Origin of the sequence: Herbaspirillum sp. alder98 (assembly GCF_020179755.1) — a bacterium.
Lineage (GTDB): Bacteria > Pseudomonadota > Gammaproteobacteria > Burkholderiales > Burkholderiaceae_D > Herbaspirillum.
The window spans coordinates 28,761-49,564 of sequence record NZ_JAIUCY010000004.1; the positions used below are offsets into that span (position 1 = coordinate 28,761).

A 20,804-nucleotide genomic window follows, 5' to 3' on the forward strand; every position below is an offset into this window, starting at 1 on the left:
CATTGCACGATTGTTTTAAAAAAAGTCCCGCCTGGCCCTGAGTTTTGTGTGGGCCAGGCATCATTTCACGACTTGCCAGGTGCTGGCGCCGCGTCTACGGGTGCGATGGCAGGGCTGTTGCGGCCCGACTCGGACTTGTCCTCGCACATGGCGGTGATCTGGTCAAAGTTGGTTGGCTGCTGTGCGGTACGCGGCTCCAGCGCATAACGGATCTGGCACTGCGCATGTCGCTCGCTGCCCCAGCGCAGGGTAAGCAGGCCGCTGTCGGTGGCGGTGCGGATGAAGATCATGCCCCCCTGCCCCACCATGCCCAGCACGTTACCCTCTTCGTCGAGAACGTCGGCGCTGAACGGGACCACTTCGCCCTTGTCACGATAGGCATTGATCAACACCGAGCGGCCGGTGGAGGTTTCGTATTTCATCACCACTACCGCACCTGCGACCGGGGCCACGCGCTGGCTGGTGGACTTGAGCTCGACATCGGTGGAGGTTCCCTTGGGGTCGAGCAGCACTTCGTTATTGCGGAACGGCGTCAGATAGGGCACCACTGCCTGGCCGGCCTCGTTCAGGCGCACCCCGCTCTGGTTGACGTCCGCACCGGCAGCGCCCTTGGCTTCCACGATGCCGATGGTGTCACCCAGGTTCTGCGCCAGGACCACCCCGCCGCTATAAGCGACCACCCCGCCCGAGGCAGTGGCCGACATCTGCCGGTGGCCGCCATTGGAGTATCCATAGCTGGCCCCCAGATGGGCGTAGGGCGCACGGTACTCGCCATTGACCGAGCCGCCGCTATTGCCAGGACTGCGATTGGCGGTGACGCCGTAGGACATATTGCGTTGTTCGCCCACGGTGCCATTGAGCGAAGTCTGCAGAGCCGTCCCGCGATGCTGGTCGCGGCTGACATTGGTGCTGATGGTGGGTGAGCTGATCTCGCGCCCCAAGGGCATGGACATGCTGAACATGTACTGGGTGCCGGTGGTGCGCGTCAACAGCTCACGCTGGCGCTGCGCCGAGAAATTGTACGAGATGCTTTTCCAGTTATTGCTGTAGCCCAGACTGAAGGTGCTGCCGGACCCGGCGCGGTTCCAGTAGTTCTGGGACGTGCCGACGGCATAGAAGGATCCGCGTCGCTCGCCCAGCGATTGCGACAGCGAAAGCTGCAACTGGCTGCGCGGGCGGTCTGCGGCGAAACGGCTGTTGCCGCGTTGCTGCGCCGCCTTGAGCGCTTGCATATCCTGCAGTCGCAGATAGCCGCTGCTCGAATAACGAAACGCCGCCAAGGCAATATTGGTACCGGTCTCGACCAGGTTCTTGTTGTAGTCCAGCTTCAGGCTTTGCCCGTTCCTGACCTTGTCTTCAGCCAGGCGCGCATGCGATCGGGTCATGCTCAGGCCGAAGGCGCCCAGCGGCGTACTGAGCGCACCGCCGCCGACCAGCGCCACATAATCGGATGCGGCCAGCATGCCGCCCGAGAGCGTGACGGCATTGTTGAGGCCGTGCTCATAGGTGCCTTGCATGAAATTGCTGCTGCCCACATTGAAGGCGCTGCGGGTACGGCCTGCAGTGAGGCTATAGCGATAGGTGTCGGGACGCAGCAACTGCGACACCGACGCGTAAGGGACTTCGAAACTGGAGGTGCTGCCGTCGGCTTCGGTAACGATCACCCGCAGGTTGCCGCCAAAGCCGGTCGGATACAGGTCATTGATCTCGAAGCGGCCTGGCGCGACGGTGGTCTCATAGATCACATTGTTGTTCTGCCGCACCTGGACCCGGGCGTTGGTGCGGGCCAGGCCACGCACCACGGGCGCATAGCCGCTCATCGAATCAGGCAGCATGCGCGGGTCCGACGCCAGCTGCGCGCCGCGAAATGCGATGGTGTCGAACATCTGGCCGGAGGTAGAGGCGTCGCCCACGGTCAAGAGACTATTGAGCGGAAGCAGGCTGCGCTGGGCATAGCTGGCGATGGCCTGCACCCGGGTCGGGCCGGACCCGGAACGGGTGATCGACGAGATATTGCGAAAACGCCAGTCGCCCAGGTTCACGCCGCTATTGAGGTTGGCGTAATACGAGGTATTGGTTCGACCACTGCCGGAAGTGCTGAAGGTATTGAAGTGGTAACCCAGCATCGCGGCAGTGACGCCGCGGTCCCACATATCCGGGCTGACATAGCCACGCGCGCTGCGACGCAGCGATATCTGGGGAATCGACAGGTTCAGGCGCAAGTCGCCGCTATCGAACTCCATCGTGGCGTCAGGCACCATGTCCTCGAGACGCAGGCACTGTTTCGGATCTTCCGAAATCAATGTGGCACGCACGGCTTCGGAAAGCTTTTCAAGGTCGACGCCGATGGCATCGAGCAACTTGCGCGAATAACAGGGACGTGCAAAATCCTCGTCGTCGCTACTGCTGCGAAAAGTCACCTCGTTACGACCGATCCAGGCGTCATTGACGTAGATGTCGAGTCGATAATCGCCCGCTGGAAAAGGGTTTCCCCGGCTGAAGCGGCTAACATCCACCGGCGTGCTGCCGCCCCCGCGAAAGAACTCCGGACCGAACTCGACCTGCGCCAGGTTGACCGGATTCTGGGCCCGCACCGTGCTTACCTGCAGCAATGCCATTGCTCCCAGCACGATCACGCCGGCCCGCTTCAATTGGTAATGTTTGAGTCTTGCGTTCATTTTCGAATTGAGTCGGTAGGTTTCGGATGGGTGCATCGGCCCGGCGAACGGATGCTTCACGGCATTACCTGGCAGGCGCAGTCAGTTCGACATCGCGATTGACCGCCCCGCCAAAATCGTTGAGGAAGGTGTAGCGCACCTTGAACTTGCCGCTGGGCACCTGCGTCATCGCCTTGATGAGCAGTTGTGCGCTCTTGCCCGGTTCGGCCATGGCGCCGGATTCGCTCTCGAACAATGGCTTGTCCCCGGCATCGATCAACGACACGCCAAGCAAGTTGATGTGATAGGGAGACGGGTTGTCGAGGACGACTGCAAAAGTGCTGTCGTCGTTGCGCTTCAAGCTCCAGCGCAACGTATCGAAGGCGTCCTCGATCTGGCCTACCGAATTGAGTGCCTTGGGCCGGAAGAACATCTTGATGCGCGTGCGAAAGGCCATTTGCATGTAGTTGGTGTCAGCTTCACCGGTGGGCTTGGGGCCCACTTCGAGCATGTTGAACCAGAACAGGGTCTCGCGATCCTGCGGCAGCGGTGTGCCGTTGTAGAGCATGCGCACGGTCTGGCCTTTCCCGCCATCCATGCGAAACATCGGAGGCGTCAATACGAAAGGCACACGGATCTGGTCCGGTGCGGCTTTTTCATCTCCGTCGTCGAGCCACACCTGGATCAGACTGGGCTCTTTTCCTTCATTGCTCAAGCGCACACTGACTTCACGCTCGTTGGATGGGAAGACGATGCGGGTGCCGCTGATGACGGCGGCAGCATTGGCCGCGCAGCCAACGACCAACATGGCGACGATGACGCCGCCCTTGCATATATTTTTCATTTCAACCTCCCCCTGGTTCAAGACAACACCTGGCTGAGCAGGCGCCAGCCCCATGGCGCAGAGTCAGCACAAGTCGACATTAAAATGCCGGCGTTACCGCCGGCATCGAATGCACTGACTTACGGGTAGATGATCGAGAAATTCACCGAGCTGACAACGCCGCCGGCGGTGGCCGGGCCACTGGCCACATAGCGCGCCAACAGCGGAATCCGGGCGCTGCCGTCAACCGCCGAGGCAACCGTAGCCGAAGGACCTGGCACCTGGATTACCGTATTGTTGGTGCGGTTGCTCAGTTGCACGCCGACATTGGTCGCCGCGTTACTCGATGCCGTGTTCTTCAGATTGCCGGTGGCGGCATCGAAGGCGCCGCCTTCAAGATTGATCGCCACGCTCTTGGAAGTCGCTCCGCAATTGGCCAGGCGAATATCAAATGGCGTATCGCCGGCGGTGTTGCCGGAAGCCGTCAGGGCCGAGGCGCTCACAGCGGGCAAGGCAACCGTCTGCGAGTTGCCGGTCGTACCGGTATAGGTACAGGTAGACGCCACCACCGAACCGGTGAAGTTGATAGTGCCGTCGGAGGCGAAAGCGATTGCTGGGAACAACGAAACGGCAACCAGGGAAGACATCAAAATGGATTTCATAATTTACTCCAATTAAATCGATAAACAATGTCGGCTAGCCTCAGCAATATGCAATCGTCGGCAGCCGTCGCGATGAGACCCTTATCGTTGCTGCGTCGATTTGCATCGCAAATTCAGGCAGGTGGAATGCGGTATCTCTTGTGATGACATCAAAAGAAGAGACGTTTAAGTGCTTTTTTCTCGAATCATTTCTGCGTCATCACTTGAAGCAAATCTTATCCAACCGTGCTCCGCCCGAATATGAGAAAACTCCCGAAAAACATGTGGATACACACTTCAACTTCGTACTGTTGTGATGTACAAGCAGCGCCGCAGCGCTGCCCTCCTACTAACCTGCTAACCTGCAGGCACTGACCGCGAACGATTACGGATAGATGATGCTAAAGTCCATGGCTGTTGTAACGACACCACCGGTGGCAACGCCGGTCGACACGTAACGCAGGCCCAGCGGGATGGTGGCGGCGCCCGAACCCGATGCAGTCACGGCTACCGAAGAGCCTGGCAGGCGCAGTGCGGCGCTGTTGTTGGTGCGATCGACCACACCGACCTGCACGTTGCTCGCAGCCCCTGCGGTAGCCACGTTCCTCAAATTGCCAGTGATGCTGTCGCCGTTAGCGGCGCCGTCGAGCTGCACTGCCACCCGTTGCGCCACGGAACAACTTGTGAGGGCGATCTCGAACGGTGTGGTAGTCGACATGGTCCCGGACGTCGCCAGTGATGCAGCGCTGACGGTCGGCATGTTCACGGTCTGGCCGGCGAGGCCATTGCTGTAGACGCAAGTACCCTCGTTGACGGCGCCATTGATGTTGATCTTGCCGTCGATAGCAAACGATAGTGCTGGCAGCAAGGCCAAGGTAAAGGCGGATACGACGAATGATTTCTTCATGTGAATGACTCCAAGTTGTACAAATTGCCTGGTGACGCGGGCGGCAAAAAAAACCCTAGCTACTGTTCAAAAGCGTAACCAGTGACTGTCGCAGTCGATACGAGAAAAGTCTGGAACCGTACCAGCCCGCCGCAAGCGCAGGGCAAAACAACGAGGATCTTCAGGACGAAAAAAAACAGCGGCGAGCGCCGCTGTCTTGACGTGTAACGGTACGGGCCGAATCAGATCATGCCGGTCGAGTAGGCGTACTTGATCAATTCGGCATCGGTGGAAAGACCCAGCTTGCGCATCGCATTGTTCTTGTGCGTGCTGACGGTGCTGGGCGTGCGAGAGAGACGATCACAGATGTCGCTGAGCGAATTGCCTTCGACGAACAGGCGCACCACTTCCAGCTCCGAGAGCGTCAATTCCTTGGCCTGCGAAAATGCCTCGCCCTGGGCCCAGCTCACTTCCAGTTCGCCGCGCAGCGACACCGGAAAGTAGACCTGCTTGGAGCTTTGCGTGGCCAGGCAGGCGTTGATCAGTTCTTCGGGTTTCTCACGCTTGTTGATGACCGAGAAAACCCCCATCCGGTACAGGCGCTTGACCACGGCGCTGTTGGCCATGGCGGTATAGACGATGACCTTGCTGGATGGATGGTCGGCCTTGATCCGCTTGATCAGCGAAAAACCGTCGGAGTCTTCCTTCTCGTCGTTGGGCATCGTGAAGTCGGTAATGACGATCTCGCAGGGCGAACGACGCAATGCGTTGAGCAACGCATCGCCGGTCTCTACTTCAAGATCGATGCGCACTTCGGGCAGACGCGCGAGTTCGTGGCGAATTGCGCCCAGGACGACCGGGTGGTCGTCGGCAATAGCAACGTGCAGGATCTTGTTGTTCATATTCATTTTTGCTACCCCAATAGTTGGATTGACATTGAAAATTCGATATTCCGGTGTCGCGTCACCCCAATGACGTCCGTACACCGTGCGTCTGTCCTCGACTCGACGGGATCAGGCTTGGTTCCCAAGGATTTTCACGTTGACGATGGCCGGATGTGCGCATTTGCCACGATCCTCCTATGAAACCGCTGTTTAAAAATTATTAAAATTTCCAAGCAAAAAAATGAGCCGTTTATTTGCGAGTTGAATTAAAGCAACATTATTACCGCATTTTTCCTGATAGACTGCTCGGACGTTTACGAGTTGATATTTGAATTAGTTTCGTCATCTCAAAACGACGAAGATCAAGTGCCAAAAGGCGCATTCATCGCGGGGTCCTGGGAGGGACAACATCTTCCGAAGGAATCATCATGTCATTGCACCTTGCTGTCGCAACACGTGTTTTCCTGGTCCTCCCGATCGCAGCCTTTTCGGCTTTAAGCCATGCTGCAGATGGCACCATTCGCATTCGCGGAGCAGTAGTCGAACCGGTCTGTTCCATCTCCACCACGGCCTTTGGCGTCGGCATGGATGCATTGCAACGACTAAGCCGAACCCGCAGCAGTTCGGCCATGCCGCTGGAGTTGAACATGCGCTGTAATGCCCGGCAGGCGATCCAGCTCACGATGACCCAGCCGGCAAAAAAAATACGAGCAGAATTTGAGACGGGAATCGAGGGGGTGCGCATGCAATTGCGTCACGAAGGACGCGTGGTCACCCCGGGCAAAGCGCTGTCGATCTCGCTGCCACAGCGTACGGAGTACCAGATCAGGATGGAGACGCGCCTCGAAGCAGATATCGCCGAGGCGCAAAAAGGGAAGTTGCCTGACGTGACAACTGGTCCTGCGCAGATGCAGGATCCCGGCCGAATGCTGATCGCAATCGACTATCTGTGACAACCTGGCCTACCGGCCAACTCCTGCCTGTTCACCAGCCGGCAGGAGCTGGCTGGCAGGCCAAATCAATTTACCAATAATCCTCGGTAACAAATTGCCCGCCGCCGTTGCGCCGCAACGGCGTCATGCCGCGATCGCGCAATATCTCACGCACCTCCGTGACCATCTCCGGATTGCCGCACGCCATGACGCGCGCGTGTTGCGCTTCGATCTCGGCGCCCACCACCCTTTCCAGCGAGCCATCACGCAACAGCGTGGTGATGCGCCCGCGCAGCAGGTCGGCGGCCGGCCGATCATCGCGGGTCACCGCGCGCAGCGTATGCAAGCGCCCGCCCCAGCCTTCGGCTGAAGCCTTGTCGCGCAAGGCATCGAGCTGGTCGCGGTAGGCCAGTTCTTCGTGGTGACGCACGCCATGCACCACCACCAGATGCGCAAACCGTTGCCAGACCTCGGGTTGCTGCAGCATCGACAGATAAGGCCCGAGCCCGGTGCCGGTGGCCAGCATCCACAACGCATTGCCATCGACAAAACGATCTGCGGTCATGAAGCCGTAGCTGAGTTTTTCGACCCACACCGGCGCGCCCGGCGTCAGGCCATCCAGAAACGTGGTGAACTTGCCGTCGGGGACCACGATGGCGTAGTACTCCAGCACGTCCTCGGCGGGGGACGACGTGATGGAGTAGGCGCGCGAAACGATCTCGCCATCGATCTCGAGCCCGAGCCGGGCGAACTGGCCTGCCACGAACTGGTAGCCGGCTGGCCGGGTGGTGCGAAAGGTCAACAATTTATCGGTCCATCGATGGACCGACAACAAGCGTTCGCAACTGGCCTTTTCGGCGTAGGCGTCGAGATTCACGGCATGGTTCCTTCAGCAAGCTGGGTTTCTGGCGACGCCATGCTGGTCCGACCAGGGCGATCGCGCAAAACGTTTAAGAAAATTCTGATAAAAAAACGAGACCGCCAACAGCGTCGGCGACAGCCATTACAATGACGGTTTGCTCGAACGGATGGGGACGGTTAGTGAACTGCGGCAGCGATGCCACCCAGAAGAACGCAGGAACTATCTGGCGCGCCGTCCGGTCAGGCTTGTTGGCGCGTAGCCTTGCAATTTCCAGGTCCGGTTCACAATAACGCCATATCGTAACCGACTTCGCGCGCACGCTGCCAGCCGCCCGGCATCACCGCCTCAACCCGAATACGACGATTCATGAAATGGACTTGCCGCCTGGCCATCACCGCTCTGTGGTGTGCCGCCAATTCTGCCAATGCTGCCTATCGGGTAGAAATCGATGCGCCACGCTCGGTGCAGGCGCTGCTCAAGGATTTCCTTGACCTGTCGCGCTACCAGGGCCGTGACGATATCAGCGATGAGCAACTGCGCTTCATGACCGATACCGCGGCCGACCAGGTGCGCGACCTGACCTCCACCGAAGGCTATTTTTCGCCGGTGACCAAGATCGAAGTCAAGACCGAGCCCGCCACTGGCGACGACAAGGAAGCCACCAAACGTGTGCTCATCAGCGTCGACCCCGGTCCACGCACGACGGTGGCGGATGCCGAGATCGCGATCGACGGCGCTGCCGCCCAGGAAGAACCGCAACGGCTGCAGCAGATCCGGCGCGACTGGGCCTTGCCCAAAGGCGCACCGTTTCGCCAGGAAGACTGGGAGCACGCCAAACAGTCCGGCCTGGGTGCGCTGCAGCAACGCCGATACGCCGCCGCCCGCATTGCCGACTCGCGCGCCGAGATCGATCCCGATGCACACGAGGCCGACCTGGCCGTGCGCTATGACAGCGGCCCGGCCTTCACGCTGGGGCCGCTGCAGATCACCGGCACCCGACGCTATCCCGAGCAGATCATTCGCAATGTCAATCCACTGACCGTGGGCGAGCCGTTCGATGTCGACCGGCTGCTGAGCCTGCAGCGCCAGATCCAGAACACGCCCTATTTCTCGAACGCGGTGGTCAGCATCGACGACGACCCGGCGCATCCCGAGCTGACGCCCGTGAAGGTGCAGGTGACCGAATTCCAGAAGCAGCGCATCCGCACCGGGGTGGGCTATGGCACCGATACCGGCGCCCAGGTCGAAGGCCGCTATTCGCACTACAACGTGTTTAACCGCGCCTATGTGTTCGACAGCCAGTTGCGGCTGGAGCAAAAGCGCCAGTATGGCCTGCTCAGCCTGGCCATGCCGCCTGATGAGAAATCGTTCGTCAACAGCGTCAACAGTTCCTATGAACGCACCACCCTCGAAGGCATCGACCTGCGCTCGCTGCAGACCGGCATCAAACGCGCGCGCATCGGCGAGCGCTACGACACGACCTATTCGCTGACCTACTATCGTGATCAGCTGACGCAGGAAAATGGCGCTACCCTGCCCGCCAACACCGTCGTCAGCCCCGGCTCCCATCAAGCGCTGGTGCCGGGATTCGCCTGGGCCAGGCGCAACGTCGACAACCCCATCTTTCCGCGCCACGGCAACCTGCTGACGCTGGAAGCGGGCTTTGCCATCAAGGGCCTGGTGACCGACCAGACCTTCGGCCGCCTGTATGGCCGCTTCAAGCAGTTCGTGCCGGTGGCGCGACGCGACCTGGTGCTGTTGCGCGCCGAGCTGGGCGGCGTATTCACCGCCGGACGCGCGTCGTCGGTCCCGCCGTCGCTGCTGTTTCGCACCGGCGGCAACGATTCGGTACGCGGCTACAGCTACCAGAGCATCGGCAACGAACGCAACGGCACGGTGTTTCCTACCAAATACCTGGCGGTAGGCAGTAGCGAATACCAGCGCTGGTTTACCGAAAACTGGGGGGCAGCGGTGTTCTACGACATCGGCGCGGCGGCCGACAGCTGGAGCAACAAGACTTTCTATCAAGGCGTGGGCGCCGGTGCGCGCTGGCGCAGCCCGGTCGGCACGCTCAATCTCGACCTCGCCTACGGCGTGCAGAAACGCCAGATCAGGCCGCATATATCACTGGGCATCGCCTTTTGAAGCGCCTGCCCCACCCTATTCAACAGATTTGAACGGTACGCATGAACGACCCGCAACCCTCCCCTGCCGAGCAACCACCCGCACCGCGCCGCCGTCGCGCCGGCACGATTGCGCGCTGGAGCTTCGGTACGCTGGCGCTGACGGCGCTGGCCGTAGTGGGCGCGGGCGTGTATGTCGTCAAGACCGAGAGCGGAACCCGGCTGGCCTGGAACAGTGCGGTGCGTATGCTGGACGGCAAGCTGACGGGCCAACTGCTGGGCGGCACCATCGCCGACGGGTTGCGCCTGCGCGAGTTGCATTACCGGGACGAGCGCCGCATCCTGTCGATCGACCGCATCGACGCCAGCTGGCACCTGGCGCTGGCGGCGCGCAAGCTGACCGTGCGTTACCTGCGGGTGGGCACGGTCGAACTGAATCAGCAGCCGGCGCCGCCCGAGCCGAGCACCACGCCCGAATCGCTCGAGATCCCGCTGGCGCTCGAATTGCATGAGATCGCACTCGACCGGCTGAGCTTTACCGAAGGCACCTCGACCACCGAATTGTCCAAGCTGCGCCTGCATGGCGACTCCGATGGGCGCCAGCATACGCTGGTGCTGGACAGCCTGGTCACACCCTTCGGCGAAGCCGCAGCGCTGCTGCACCTGGACGGCAAGACGCCGTTCGCCGTCAGTGGCGGGCTGGAATTATCGGGCCAATACCAGAACGCCAGCCTGCAAGAAAAATACCGCCTGGCGGCGCAGCTATCGGGTTCGCTGCACGAACTGGGCGTGGCGCTCAAGGCCACCGGCGACCGTCTCAATGGCAGCGCCGACATCCAGGCCACGCCATTTGCCGCCGTGCCGCTCAAGAGCGCCAAGGTCGACCTGCAGCACCTCAACCCGCAAGCCTTCAACGCCGCAGCGCCCCAGGCCGACCTGCGGGTAACAGCCGACCTGGCGCCAGTGGCGGCCAGCGAAACCTTGCGCGTGGCCGGCACGGTCGGCATCGACAACGCCAGGCCCGGCAGCCTCGACCGGCAATTGCTGCCGCTGCTGTCGGCGCGCGCCCATGTCGAATTGGGCCTGGACGAGCAGACACTGAGCAAGCTCGAGATTCGCTTGCCCAAGAATGGCCGCCTCGACGGCAGCGGCCAGTTTCATGCCAGCGGCGAGGGCCAGTTCGACTTTCGCATCGCCGGGCTCGACCTGAACCAGATCCACCGCCAGCTCAAGCCCACCCAACTGGCCGGTCCGTTGCAGGTGACGCTGGCGCCCGCGTCCCAACAGATCAAGCTGGCGCTGGACGACCGTGACATCAAATTGCGCCTCGACAGCAGCATCGGCGCCGAACAGGTCGAGCTGCGCCAGGCCAGCCTGGCCGCAGGCCGTTCGCGCCTGGAAGCGAGCGGCAAGCTCAACACCAGCGGCGCCATGGGCTATGCCATCAAGGGCCGGCTGGTCGACTTCGACCCCACCGCCTGGCTGCATGCGCTGACGCCGTCGGACACGCCCAAGGGCCGCGGCGGCAAACCTGCGCCCGCAGCGCCCTCCAAGCCGGTGCAGGCGCGTATCAACATGGACTTCAACGCCAGCGGCGCGATCTCGCCCGAACTGCAGTTGAAGCTGGCCTTCGGCATTCACGACAGCAGCTATGGCGAGCTGCCGATGAGCGGCCAGGGCGAGATCAGCCTGGCCGGTCGCCGCCTGTTGCCGAGCAAGGCCAACCTGCTGGTGGCCGGCAATACGCTGGCCCTCAACGGCAGTTTCGGCAGCGCCCGCGACCGGCTCGACCTGAAGCTCGATGCGCCGCACCTCGAACGCCTGGGCTATGGCCTGTCGGGCCTGCTGCGACTGGAAGGCCAACTGACCGGCAGCCAGCAGCGTCCCGCCCTGCATGCCACCTACCAGGCCGAAAACCTGGTGTTTGCCCAGCACCGCCTGGCGCGCCTGGGCGGCGGCGCCGACCTGCAGGCCAACCTGGCTGCCGGCATCGATTCGCCCGACAACAAGCTGTCGCTGCGCGTGCAAGGCCAGGGCTACCAGGGCCCGCAAGCCCGGCTGGACAAGCTCGACGTCGACCTCGACGGCACCTGGAATCGCCACACGCTATCGCTGCGCAGCAATGGCCGGGTAATGGACCAGCCGCTGGATCTCGATGTTGCCGCGCACGGCAAGCTGACCCAGCCGAGCAAGGGCGCTTATGGCTGGGATGGCGTCATCGACCGCCTGCAGAACAAGGGCTTTCCGCGGTTCGCCATGACCAGCCCGCTGAACTTGCAGGCCTCGGCCGACGCCATCATCGCTGGCCCCACCCGCATCGAGATCGATCGCATGGCGCTGGAACTGAAACGGCTGTCGATCCAGCAGGGGCGGATTGCTTCGGCCGGACAGGCGCATGGGCTCGACATCGGCCGATTGCTGCAGATTGCGCAGAGCTTCACGGGCACGCCACCGCCGCTCAAGACCGACCTGGTGCTCGACAGCGACTGGGATTTCTCGCTGGCAGAACGCGCCAGCGGCTTTATACAGGTGGCCCGCAAGTCGGGCGATGTGCGCGTCACCACTACCAATGGCGAAGCCGCGCTGGGCCTGTCTGAACTACGCCTGCGGGCCGACCTGCAGGACCAGCAGATGCGGGTGGACGGTCGCATCAATGCCGCACGCGTGGGCAGCGTCGATCTCGGCGGCGCCATCGGCCTGCTGCGGGTCGACAAGCTGCTGACGCTGGCAGACGCTTCACCACTCAACCTGAAGGCGCACCTGGACGTGCCCGAACTGAACCGGGTGGGCGACCTGGTCGGCCCGCAACTGAGTCTCAAGGGCAAGCTGGGTGCGGATCTCAGCGCCGGTGGCAGTCTCGGACAACCCAGGTTGTCCGGTGCCATCAACGGCGACAACCTGGCGGTGACCGAGTTCGACCAGGGCATCCAGCTCAAGGATGGCATCGTGCGCATCGTGATGGACAACAACGTGATCGATCTGCGGCAGATCGAATTCCACGGCGGCGAAGGCACCTTGCGCGCCAACGGCAAGGTGCAGCTGGGCGCGTCCAACCCCGACCTCAACGCCACCATCACCGCCGAGCGGCTGGAGCTGTTTGCCAGCCCCGACCGCCGCCTGATGATCTCGGGCCAGGGGCGCATCGCCAACGTCAACGAACAGTTGCGGGTGGACGGCAAGTTCACCGTCGACCGCGCCCTGTTCGACCTGCCCAAGAGCAGCGCCCCCAAGCTGGGCGACGACGTGGTGGTGGTGCGACGCGGCGAACGTGCCAAGAGCGGCGCCAACGCCACTTCGCAGCAAAAGCTGGAAGCGGCCACCGAGAAACCGGCTGGCAAGTTTGCTCCGGTCATCAACCTGGCGGTGGACCTGGGCAACAATTTCCGCTTCCGTGGCACTGGCGCCGACCTGCTGTTGCGGGGCGACATGAATGTGCGCAGCGAGCCGCTGTCGCCCTTGCGCGCCAGCGGCACCATCAATGTCGCCGAAGGCACCTACGAGGCCTTCGGCACCAAGCTCAATATCGAGCGCGGCATCATCAACTTCCAGGGACCGATCAGCAACCCCAATCTCAACATCCTGGCGATGCGTCGCAATCAGGATGTCGCGGCCGGGGTATCGGTCACGGGCAACGTCAGCCAGCCGCGGGTGCAACTGGTGTCCGAGCCGAATGTGCCGGACGATGAAAAACTGTCATGGATGATGTTCGGCCACGGCACCGACAGCGCCAGCATTGGCCAGCGCAGCGCCAGCAGCCAGGCGTTGGCGCTGGTCGGCAACCTGGGCGGCAAGCGCATTGCCAAGGATATCGGGCTGGACCAGTTCTCGATCGGCGCCAGCGAATCGGGCCTGACCGACGACCAGGTGGTGAACCTGGGCAAGGCCATCACCGAGAAGATCACATTGGGTTATGAACAGAGCCTGGCCGGCGCGGCCAGCGTGGCCAAGGCGACCTGGCAGCTGTCGCAGCGCTGGTCGGTGGTGGTGCGTGCGGGAACGATCAACGGCCTGAACGTATTGTTTAATCGACGATTTGATTAATCAAATCGTCGTCCTGATGAACATCAAAACCAACGACGCTGGGTACCGGCGTTCGCCGGTACGACAGGATACTGGTCCGTCGTCCTGACGAACGTCAGGACCCAGCGTCGTCAGCGCTCCAGGCCACGGCCTACAACCACCCCGCCCGTCGCAGGCGCCGCCACAGCAACGAGCAGCCGGTGATGATCCCGCCCAGCACCAGCGGAAAACTCCAGCGCCAGTCCAGCCCGGGCATGTGCGCGAAGTTCATGCCGTAGAGGCTGAAGATCATGGTCGGAATGGCCAGGATCGCACCCCAGCCGGCCAGCGTCTGCACGATCTCGTTCTGATGGATGGTGACTTGCGCCAGGTTGATCTGCACCGCCGACTCCACCATTTCGCGCAAGCGGTCGCCGGTGTCGATGAAGCGCACCACGTGATCGTAGATGTCGCGAAAATAGGCCTTGCCGTCCTTGGTGATGAGCCCTTCGTGAAACCGCAGGATCTGGGTGCACACGTCCAGCAGCGGCGAGGCCGCCGAACGCAGGCGGATCAGTTGACGCTTGAGCTGATACAGCTCCTGCAGATAGGCCTGGCCGGTATTGGCGGCAGGGTCGAACAACTGCGCCTCGTACTGGCTGAACTTGGCCTCCAGGTCGTCCATGATCGGGCGATAGTTGTCGACCACGAAGTCCATGATGGCGTACAGCACGAAACCGGGACCACGTCCCAGCCGCTCAGGCAGCATCTCGCAGTGCTCGCGCACCTTGGCGTAGCTGCGCGAGGCGCCGTGGCGCACCGTGACCACAAAACGCGGGCCGGTCAGGATGTGGGTCTCGCCGAACTGCACCTCGCCGCCGGTCAGTTGCGCCGTGTGCAGCACCACGAACAGGGTGTCGCCATACTCTTCGATCTTGGGCCGCTGGTGCGCGGCATAGGCGTCTTCGACCGCCAGTTCATGCAGGTTGAATTCTTCCTTGATCTTGGCCATCAGCTCGACGTTGGGTTCGAGCAGGCCGAGCCAGACGAAGGTGCCGTCCTCTTCCAGTACGTCGCTGATTTCGTCGAGACCGATCTCGCGCAGCTTCTTGCCTTTTTTATAGACCGTGCAATTGACGATCATGTTGGCATCGATCATGGTGTTCTCCTCACGCTGCGTACCAGTGCCGCAGCGCCCGATTTGATTGTTATTGGGCCGGTCGGAACAGGCGCTGCTTGAGAAACTGCGCCATCATCACGCCAACCAGCGTGATGGCTCCGCCTACCGCATGATAGCCGTGCAGGTCTTCGCCCAGCGCCAGCACTGCGATAATGACAGTAAAGATGGGCATCAGGTTCACGAAGGCCGAGCAACGGCTGGCGCCAAGATGGGCCACGCCACGCATCCACAGGAACTGCGACACGATCGAGGCGGCGATGCCGGCGTACAGCAGGATCGGCAGGTTTTGCGCCGTCAAGGCCGTATGGTGCCCGATCACGAATCCGGGAAACAGCAACAGTACCGCCATCAGCACCTGCATGTAGAGCAGCTGCCAGGTCACCAGCGGCAGCGCCCAGCGCCGCAGCAATACGCCATACAACCCATACGACACGGTGGCCAGCAGCATCAGCAGGTCGCCCACCACCACGCCATTGTCGAACAAGTCCAGCGGATGGCCGCGACCGATCAGCACCGACATGCCTAACAGCGACAGCAGCCCGCCGACCAGCGTACCGACCGTGGGCGGCTCCGACAGCAGCTTGATGCTCAACAGCAAAGTCAGCAGCGGCATCAACGAGGTGATGATGCCCATGCTGGTGGCCGATGAGGTAGCCGCCGCAAAGTACGCCAGGCTCTGGAACAGCACCATACCCAACAGCGCCAGCACCGCGATCTTGCCCAGGTGCGGACGGATATTGGCGCGATTGCGCCAGGTCTGGCGCGCCAGGAAGGGCGACATCAGCAACGCCGCCAGCACCCAGCGGTAGAAGGAGATGTCTTCCGGCGCGATCACATTGGCGGCCAGCTTGCTGACCACCGTATTGCCGGCCCAGATCGATACCGCGCCCAGGGGAAACCACAGGAATCTGTATTGCATGTCGTTGTCTGGTTCTCGTCTTGTTATTCAGCGGCTCGCGCCGGCTGCAGTGGGGGCTGGCGTATTGCCCGACAGTTCGCTGCCGGCGTCAGGCGGCAGGCGGCGCAGCATCAGCAGCGACAGCGACGCCACCAGCGACACCGCCACGAAGGCCGGCCAGAAATCGGCCGTCACCAGCGTGGCGTGGCCCTGCACTTCGTTGGATGCCTGCAGGGCAAACCCGGCCAGCACCACGCCCATGCCGATCGACAGTTGTTGCGCCACGCTGGCCATGCTGGTGGCCTGGCTCAGGTGCACCTTGTCGACATCGGCATACGAAATCGCATTGAGGCTAGTGAACTGCAACGAGCGGAAACAGCCGCCCAGCAGCAGGATGAAGGTCATCAACAGATACGGCATGGCCGGCGAGAACAGCGAGATGGCCAGCAAACCCAGGATGCCCAGCGCGCCATTGATCATCAGCACCTGGCGAAATCCGTAGCGTTTGAGCACGCGCGCGGCGATGGTCTTCATGAACATGGCGCCGGCGGCCGAAGCGCAGGTCAGCAAGCCCGAATGGAATGGCGTATAGCCAAAGCCCAGTTGCAGCATCAACGGCAGCAGGAAGGGAATGGCGCCGATGCCCACGCGATAGAGCGAACCACCCAGCACCCCGGCCTGCAAGGTGGGAATGCGCAGCAGGCGCAAGTCGATCAGCGGTGCGGCGGCGCGCCGGGCATGCCAGACGTAGGCGGCCAGGAACAGCACCCCGCCTACCACGCAGGCCAGCGATATCTCGCCCGAGATCAGATGTCGGCCCGAGGTGGCCAGGCCCATCATCAGCATGGAGCAACCCAGCGCCGAGAGCACGAAACCGGGCCAGTCCAGCGGCTTGACCTGTTCTTCACGCAGATCGGGAATGAAACGGGTGGCCAGGACCAGCCCGAGGATGCTGATGGGGATATTGATGAAGAAGATCCAGCGCCAATGCAGGTAGGTGGTGATGAAGCCCCCCAGCGGCGGCCCCAGGATCGGCCCGAACAACGCGGGAATGGTCAGGTACGACAAGGCCTTCACCAGGTTCGAACGGTCGACGCTGCGCAGGATCACCAGCCGGCCCACCGGCACCATCATGGCGCCGCCGATGCCCTGGAAGAAACGCGCCGCGACGAACTGCGGCAGGGTCGACGACACGCCGCACAGGATCGAGCCCAGCATGAACACGCAGATGGCCCAGCGGAAGATGGTGAGCGAGCCGAAGCGGTCGGCCATCCAGCCCGAGATCGGGATGAACACGGCCAGGCTCACCAGGTAGGAGGTCAGCGCCAGCTTCAGCGAGATCGGGTCGACCCCCATGTCCAGCGCCAGCGCCGGCAGCGAGGTCGAGATGACGGTGGAGTCCATCTGCTCCATGAACAGCGCACAGGCGACGATCAGCGGTATGACGAAGGTGCGTGGAATGGACATCAACGGGGGGTTATCAGTTTGACACGATGGGCGCGCCACGACGCATGGCGACACCCGGCAAGCGATCGAGTATACCTTTTACGCTATGATGCTGCCGGGCGCGCCGCGCCCGCCAGCCCGCCCTTGCTGCCCGACTTGCCACGCCGCACCATGACCTTCTGCTTCGCCCTTCTAGACGATCACCTGGCCACGCCCGCCGAGCCGCGCTCGCGGCTGTACACGCAGTACCTGCGCACCCTGGCCTGCCATGACGCGGCCGGCTTTGCCGCCATGCAGGACGAGATGCAACAGGCGCTGGCGGCCGGCCTGCATGCGCTGGCGCTGTGGCACTACGAACTGGGGGCGGTCATGCACGGCTTGCCGCATCGCCACGGCGACGAGGATGGCCCGCTGGCCGAGGTCTTGCTGTTCGGCCGTTGCGACCGGCTCGCCCCCGGCGAAGTCGATGCCTGGCTGAGCACGCAGTTGCCGTCCGCGCCGGCGCCGGCCGGGGTGGCCCGAATCCGGGCCAGCGTCAGCCAGCAGCAGTTCACCACGGCCATTGACCGTATCCGCGACTACATCGCCGCTGGCGACACCTATCAGGTCAACTACACCTATCGGCTGCACTTCGATGCCTACGGCGAACCGCTGGCCCTGTATCGCAAGCTGCGCCAGCGCCAGCCGGTCCCGTACGGCGCGCTGGTATGCCGTGAAGACGGCAGTGCGGTCCTGTCGTTCTCGCCCGAGCTGTTCGTGCAACACAGCCAGGGCATGCTCAAGGCCAAGCCGATGAAAGGCACCGCGCGCGCCGCCGATGCGGCCGACGCCGACGCTGAAGCGCTCAATGCCCAGCGGGCGCTGGCGCTGGCCGCCGATGACAAGAACCGGGCCGAGAACCTGATGATCGTCGACCTGCTGCGCAACGACCTGGGGCGCGTGGCCGTGCCCGGTTCGGTCAAGGTGCCGCACCTGTTCGACGTGCGCCGCTACGGCCAGGTGCTGCAGATGACCTCGACCATTCGCGCGCAACTTCGCGAGAACGCCACACTGCCCGAGGTGCTGGGCGCGCTCTATCCGTGCGGGTCGATCACCGGCGCGCCCAAGCGGCGCACCATGGAAATCATCAACGAACTCGAAACCACGCCGCGCGGACTCTATACCGGCGCCATCGGCTGGTTCGAGGCGCCGCAGGCGCCCGGCCTGTCCATCGGCGACTTCTGCCTGTCGGTGCCGATCCGAACCCTGGTGTTGCAAGCACCACAGGACGGTGTGCAGCATGGCGTGCGACGCGGCGTGCTGGGCCTGGGCGCTGGCATCGTGCACGACAGCGACGCCGACTCAGAATACGCCGAGTGCCAGTTGAAGGCGCGCTTCCTGACCGGCCTGGGACACGACTTCACCTTGTTCGAAACGATCTTCGCAACGCGTCACGGCGCGCGCCATCTCGACTTGCATCTGGCGCGGCTGCGCGCTTCCGCCATCGGCTTCGATTTTGTGTTTGATGAAGACGCGATCCGCGCGGCGCTGGAACACACCTGCGGCCAATTGCCGGATGGCCCGCATCGGGTGCGACTGGAACTGCGCGCCGACGGCACGCTGGAGATCCGGCATGCGCCGCTGGCGCCGCTGGCCGACGAGGTAAAGGTATTTGTCGCCGCTGCCGCCACCGATAGCCGCGACCTGCTGCTGCGCCACAAGAGCAGCGCGCGCGCCGTCTACGACGCCGCCTGGCAGGAAGCCGAGGCGCGCGGCGGCTTCGACCTGCTGTTCTTCAATGAGAAGGACGAGTTGACCGAAGGCGGCCGCAGCAATGTATTCGTGCTGCTCGACGGCCAGTGGACCACGCCGCCATTGGCCGCCGGCTGCCTGCCCGGCGTCATGCGCTCGGTGCTGCTGGGCGACCCGCACTATCGCGCCATCGAAGCCACCGTGACCCGCGCCCAGTTGCTGCAGGCCGAGCAGATCATCGTCTGCAACGCCCTGCGCGGCGCGGTGCGCGCTACTTTGGCGATTTGACCTCGACCGCGGCCAGGTCTTCCAGGCTGGCCGCATCCCAACCGCCGCCCAGCGCCTTGGCCAGCAACACGCTGGCCGCCATGCGGCGATTCCGGATATCCAGCGCCGAACGCTCGGCCGACAGGGCCGTGGCCTGCGCGGTGATCACATTGACATAACTGACGGTGCCGGCCTTGTACTGGTTGGTCACCAACGTCACCGCCTGGCGCGCCGATTGCAGGGCTTCGTCCTGCACCACCGCCTCTTGCTCGAGGATGCGCAATGCGGCCAGGTTGTCTTCCACTTCCTGGAAGGCGGTCAGCACCGCCTGCTTGTACTGGGCCACGGTGCCGTCATAGGACGCGATGGCCTGGTCGGTGGCGGCACGACGGGCGCCGCCATCGAAGATGCTCTGTGCCAGTTGCGGTCCCAGCGACCACACCCGGCCGGGCAACGAGAACCAGTCGGCAAAACTGGAGCTCTGGTAACCGCCCGAGGCCGACAGCGTCAGGCTCGGGAAGTAGGCCGCCTTGGCCACGCCGATATTGGCATTGGCGGCGGCCACCCGACGCTCGGCTGCCGCCACATCGGGACGACGCTCCAGCAGCATCGACGGCAATCCTTGCGGGATCGGTGGCGCCACCGCCGTCAAGGGCGCCGGCGGCAACGAGAAACTGGCCGGCGTCTTGCCCACCAGCAGCGCGATGGCGTGCTCCATCTGGGCCCGCGAGACCTGGTTGTCCAGCGCCTGCGCCTGCGCCGACTTGAACTGCGTCTGCGCCTGGATCACGTCGGACTTGGCCACCATGCCGGCGGCGTACTGGTTCTGCGTCAGTTGCAGCGAGCGCTGGTAGGCCGCCGTGGTTTCATCGAGCAACTGTTGCTGGGCATCGAGCACGCGCAGTTGCAGGTAATTCTGTGCCAGCGCAGCCTGGGCCGACAGGCGGGCTGCCGCCAGGTCGGCGGCGCTGGCCTGGGCGCTGGCCTGGCTGGCTTCGACATTGCGCCGCACGCGGCCCCAGATATCGGCTTCCCAGGAGGCATCGAGGCCGAACGAATAGGCATTGCGCACGCCCGCGCTGCTGCTGGACGACGACGAGCTGCCGGAACGCGAACGGGTGGCCGAGGCGGTGGCGTCAAGCGTGGGCGAGAGCGCCGCGCGCGAACTCTGCACCGCCGCCTGGGCGCTGCGGAAGTTGGCTTCGGCCAGGGCCAGGTTCTGGTTCGAGATATCGACCTGGTCCGCCAGCGCATTGAGTTGCGCATCGCCGAACATCTCCCACCAGCGGCCATTGGCGGCTAGCTCGCGCGGCTCGGCCGGCTTCCAGTTCTGGCCTTCCTTGAAGGCCAGCGGCGCATCTTGGGTATCTTGCATCTGCGGACGCACATAATCGGGACCGACCGCGCAGGCGCTGAGCGCCAACGACGCAGCCAATGCCAGCAATAACGGGTTGAGCTTGGTTTTCATTCGATTC

At 63.0% G+C, this 20,804-nt stretch carries 14 protein-coding genes; 4 read left to right on the forward strand and 10 right to left on the reverse strand.

Annotated elements, in window-relative coordinates; genetic code table 11:
• Window positions 1-65: 65 nt before the first annotated feature.
• The 5 genes from LBW87_RS10700 to LBW87_RS10720 all read right to left on the reverse strand — a co-directional run bounded on the left by LBW87_RS10700 (window position 66) and on the right by LBW87_RS10720 (window position 5,915).
• Window positions 66-2,678, reverse strand: coding sequence for a fimbria/pilus outer membrane usher protein (locus LBW87_RS10700; RefSeq protein WP_225201450.1), 2,613 nt, complete (start codon window positions 2,676-2,678; stop codon window positions 66-68).
• A gap of 64 nt (window positions 2,679-2,742) precedes the next feature.
• Window positions 2,743-3,501 carry a molecular chaperone gene (locus LBW87_RS10705; RefSeq protein ID WP_225201451.1) on the reverse strand — a complete coding sequence of 253 codons (759 nt, stop codon included), beginning with the start codon at window positions 3,499-3,501 and terminating at the stop codon, window positions 2,743-2,745.
• Between the two features lie 119 nt (window positions 3,502-3,620).
• Complete coding sequence (locus tag LBW87_RS10710; RefSeq protein ID WP_225201452.1) at window positions 3,621-4,142, reverse strand: fimbrial protein; 522 nt, start codon at window positions 4,140-4,142, stop codon at window positions 3,621-3,623.
• 364 nt (window positions 4,143-4,506) lie between these two features.
• On the reverse strand, window positions 4,507-5,028 hold the full coding sequence (locus LBW87_RS10715) for a fimbrial protein (protein WP_225201453.1): 522 nt from the start codon (window positions 5,026-5,028) through the stop codon (window positions 4,507-4,509).
• A gap of 221 nt (window positions 5,029-5,249) precedes the next feature.
• The gene (locus LBW87_RS10720; protein WP_320442724.1) at window positions 5,250-5,915 is read right to left on the reverse strand and encodes a response regulator transcription factor; all 666 of its coding nucleotides are present in this window, start codon (window positions 5,913-5,915) and stop codon (window positions 5,250-5,252) included.
• A 404-nt stretch (window positions 5,916-6,319) separates the two neighbouring features.
• Between LBW87_RS10720 and LBW87_RS10725 the strand changes: the two genes are divergently transcribed.
• Window positions 6,320-6,844, forward strand: coding sequence for a hypothetical protein (locus tag LBW87_RS10725; RefSeq protein ID WP_225201455.1), 525 nt, complete (start codon window positions 6,320-6,322; stop codon window positions 6,842-6,844).
• Between the two features lie 70 nt (window positions 6,845-6,914).
• Here LBW87_RS10725 and LBW87_RS10730 read toward each other — a convergent pair whose 3' ends face one another.
• Complete coding sequence (locus LBW87_RS10730) at window positions 6,915-7,700, reverse strand: ferredoxin--NADP reductase (RefSeq protein ID WP_225201456.1); 786 nt, start codon at window positions 7,698-7,700, stop codon at window positions 6,915-6,917.
• A 351-nt stretch (window positions 7,701-8,051) separates the two neighbouring features.
• Between LBW87_RS10730 and LBW87_RS10735 the strand changes: the two genes are divergently transcribed.
• Both LBW87_RS10735 and LBW87_RS10740 read left to right on the forward strand, forming a co-directional pair.
• Window positions 8,052-9,830, forward strand: coding sequence for an autotransporter assembly complex protein TamA (locus tag LBW87_RS10735; RefSeq protein ID WP_225201457.1), 1,779 nt, complete (start codon window positions 8,052-8,054; stop codon window positions 9,828-9,830).
• A 41-nt stretch (window positions 9,831-9,871) separates the two neighbouring features.
• Window positions 9,872-13,849, forward strand: a complete 3,978-nt coding sequence (locus tag LBW87_RS10740; protein WP_225201458.1) for a translocation/assembly module TamB domain-containing protein — start codon at window positions 9,872-9,874, stop codon at window positions 13,847-13,849.
• Window positions 13,850-13,979: 130 nt separating this feature from the next.
• Here LBW87_RS10740 and LBW87_RS10745 read toward each other — a convergent pair whose 3' ends face one another.
• The 3 genes from LBW87_RS10745 to LBW87_RS10755 are packed head-to-tail and all read right to left on the reverse strand — an operon-like array spanning window position 13,980 to window position 17,352.
• Window positions 13,980-14,966 carry a CorA family divalent cation transporter gene (locus tag LBW87_RS10745; RefSeq protein WP_225201459.1) on the reverse strand — a complete coding sequence of 329 codons (987 nt, stop codon included), beginning with the start codon at window positions 14,964-14,966 and terminating at the stop codon, window positions 13,980-13,982.
• Window positions 14,967-15,015: 49 nt separating this feature from the next.
• Window positions 15,016-15,906, reverse strand: coding sequence for a DMT family transporter (locus LBW87_RS10750; protein WP_225201460.1), 891 nt, complete (start codon window positions 15,904-15,906; stop codon window positions 15,016-15,018).
• A 27-nt stretch (window positions 15,907-15,933) separates the two neighbouring features.
• Window positions 15,934-17,352, reverse strand: a complete 1,419-nt coding sequence (locus LBW87_RS10755; RefSeq protein ID WP_225201461.1) for a DHA2 family efflux MFS transporter permease subunit — start codon at window positions 17,350-17,352, stop codon at window positions 15,934-15,936.
• Window positions 17,353-17,502: 150 nt separating this feature from the next.
• Here LBW87_RS10755 and LBW87_RS10760 point away from each other — a divergent pair, with 150 nt between their 5' ends.
• Window positions 17,503-19,350, forward strand: a complete 1,848-nt coding sequence (locus tag LBW87_RS10760; RefSeq protein ID WP_225201463.1) for a chorismate-binding protein — start codon at window positions 17,503-17,505, stop codon at window positions 19,348-19,350.
• Here the strand turns inward: LBW87_RS10760 and LBW87_RS10765 are convergent.
• The gene (locus LBW87_RS10765; RefSeq protein ID WP_225201464.1) at window positions 19,334-20,797 is read right to left on the reverse strand and encodes an efflux transporter outer membrane subunit; all 1,464 of its coding nucleotides are present in this window, start codon (window positions 20,795-20,797) and stop codon (window positions 19,334-19,336) included. The genes LBW87_RS10760 and LBW87_RS10765 overlap by 17 nt on opposite strands.
• Window positions 20,798-20,804 lie beyond the last annotated feature (7 nt).